At 65.5% G+C, this 2,044-nt stretch carries 3 protein-coding genes; 1 reads left to right on the top strand and 2 read right to left on the bottom strand.

Features of this window, described 5'->3' with window-relative positions:
• Positions 1–254: 254 nt before the first annotated feature.
• On the bottom strand, positions 255–833 hold the full coding sequence (locus tag BUC15_RS18770) for a dihydrofolate reductase family protein (protein WP_073191616.1): 579 nt from the start codon (positions 831–833) through the stop codon (positions 255–257).
• A 442-nt stretch (positions 834–1,275) separates the two neighbouring features.
• On the opposite strand from BUC15_RS18770, the gene BUC15_RS18765 reads away from it, so the two are divergent.
• On the top strand, positions 1,276–1,698 hold the full coding sequence (locus BUC15_RS18765) for a hypothetical protein (RefSeq protein WP_073191613.1): 423 nt from the start codon (positions 1,276–1,278) through the stop codon (positions 1,696–1,698).
• A gap of 100 nt (positions 1,699–1,798) precedes the next feature.
• Here the strand turns inward: BUC15_RS18765 and BUC15_RS18760 are convergent.
• Positions 1,799–2,044 (bottom strand): zinc finger domain-containing protein (locus tag BUC15_RS18760; RefSeq protein WP_281249311.1); only part of this gene is annotated, 246 nt, incomplete at its 5' end.

The following is a 2,044-nucleotide window of genomic DNA, read 5'->3' as shown; positions in this document are numbered from 1 at the left end:
TTGACGGTGGTGTGCCTGGCCCGCATGCGACGCGCCACCGCCGACTGGTCGAAGCGGGGGTCGAAGGGGTCAAGCGCGATGTGCGGGACCGGGTCGATGCGCGGCTCCAGGATCACCCATGATGCGAGCAACGACAGCCCGTGCCCGGCCAGGACCGGATGCGCCAGGAACTCGTACTCGTCGATCAGTCCCAGGTCTGCCAGCGCCAGGGGGGAGCGTCACGTCGCCCACGCACAGGCCCTCGCCTGGCTTGGTCAGTTTGCCCAGATGGTTCCATACCGGAGCAGGACGGCACCGGACAAGAAGGGCCGGCACTCAATGAGCTCCAACTGGGTGGGGCGCTGGTCTACGTCCAGGAGAGGTCTTCCGCGACAGAGCAGGGTCGGATGGACGATGAGATGGAACTCGTCGATCAGGCTCAGCGCGTTGAGTGCGGCGATCAGGCTGAGGCTGCCATAGACGATCACGTCACCGGCGGTTTGGTCCTTGATGCGCTGGATTGCGGTGGCCGTCGCGTCCTGAACATGGTGAGTTCCCGGCCAGAGTGCGACGTCCCCGGAGTGTGACGCGACGAACTTGTCGAGCTGGTCGAGACGGCGTGCATAGCGTCGAGTGCCCTCGTCGGCGTCGATCTCACCGGCGGCGACGGCGGGCCAGTAGGAGGCGAAATCGCCGTGCGTGATCCTGCCGAGCAGCAGCGCACCGGCGTTCTCGACCAGGCCGGTCTCGTAGTCCATGAGATCGGCGTCGGCACGAAGCCAGTCCATGGAGTCGTCGGGCCCCGCGACGAAGCCGTCAACGGTGGTCCACATGCTGACGATGAGCCGGCTCATGATCGTTCCTTATCTACTGAGGGAGCGAAGGCGGGTCGGAGGACAGCGTCGATGTCGGCCACGACTTCGAGAACCGTCTCGCCACCAACTCTATCGACCTGCTCCGACCCGCCCGCAAAGGAGAGAAGCCCAACCCGGAGCCCGGTTCTTCAAACACCGCGATCTGGCACAACGACCAAACCAGCGCCCCCGTCCTCCGCTCACTGATCACCTACGACCACTGACCCCTTGGACTTTCATCTAGGTATGGGCGCTGAGCCAGAGGACGCATCGCTACAGGGTTCTGGGACGTCCATGATATATGGTTGCGCTTGTCACCTTCCGCATGGGGCATCCCGCCCGGTCGGCAGCGCCCAGCCCGAGACGGCCCGTTTCCCCGGTCCTCACCACCTGACGATCAATGCCGATCCTTGATGGAATCACAACTGAGAGGCAGACCCCCATGGAGAGCACACACCTGGCTGGCCCGGCCGCGACGCCGGAACTGATCCAGGAGGTCCTTGACTGGTTCGCGCAGTACGACAGCCTCGTAGCTGAAGGGGACCTGGACGCGATGGCCGACCTGGCCGCCTTCCCCCTCAACGAGGTGACCGACGACGCCCACGGCCACGGCCTGGTCGGCCTGCTCGACCGGAGCCAGTACCTCGCTCAGATGGCCCGGGTCATCAGCGACGGCGAGGTCACCATGGATTCCACGCGACAGCCCGTCTTCCTGTCGCCGGCCCTGTGCTTCGTCGTCACCGACGCCGCCTTCACACTGGACGGGTCCACCCACCAGATGCGGTACGGAGACCTGCTGATCCGGACCGCCGAGGGATGGAAGTTCCAGACCATGGTCGCCGGAGGATGGCACGACCAGATGTAGGGCTGCAGTCACCTCGGCGGCAGTGGCGTCCCCCAGGATCGAGACCCGGTGAGCGACGTGGCAGCGGCGAGTACCCTCGACGCGTGCACGCTGGTGCCGATCAGGCTGGCGACGACGCTGTTGTGGCTCGCCGAAGCAAGGATCTCCGAGCCGCTCTGCGCTGGCAGACCGGGCAGAAGTGGCTCGAGCGGTTCGTGAACGCCTCCCTCACAATGGGGGTGCCACACCGCCTGCACGGCTGCCCGGCACGTCCATAGACGTTGAGGCTCCTGGCGAAGTAGCCAGACTCCCCGTCGATGTCGACATACAGCGAGTCGAACGAGGTTCCGCCCTGTTCGAGCGCCTC

The organism is Tessaracoccus bendigoensis DSM 12906 (genome assembly GCF_900141915.1).
GTDB classification, from domain to species: Bacteria; Actinomycetota; Actinomycetes; order Propionibacteriales; family Propionibacteriaceae; genus Arachnia; species Arachnia bendigoensis.
The sequence above is the reverse complement of the archived record's forward strand: the minus strand, read 5'-3'. Positions and strand labels throughout refer to the sequence as shown.

Bases quoted from the DNA above. Each gene is read 5' to 3' on its own strand.
- BUC15_RS18770 (WP_073191616.1), bottom strand. From the start codon at position 833: ATGAGCCGGCTCATCGTCAGCATGTGGACCACCGTTGACGGCTTCGTC.
- BUC15_RS18765 (WP_073191613.1), top strand. From the start codon at position 1,276: ATGGAGAGCACACACCTGGCTGGCCCGGCCGCGACGCCGGAACTGATC.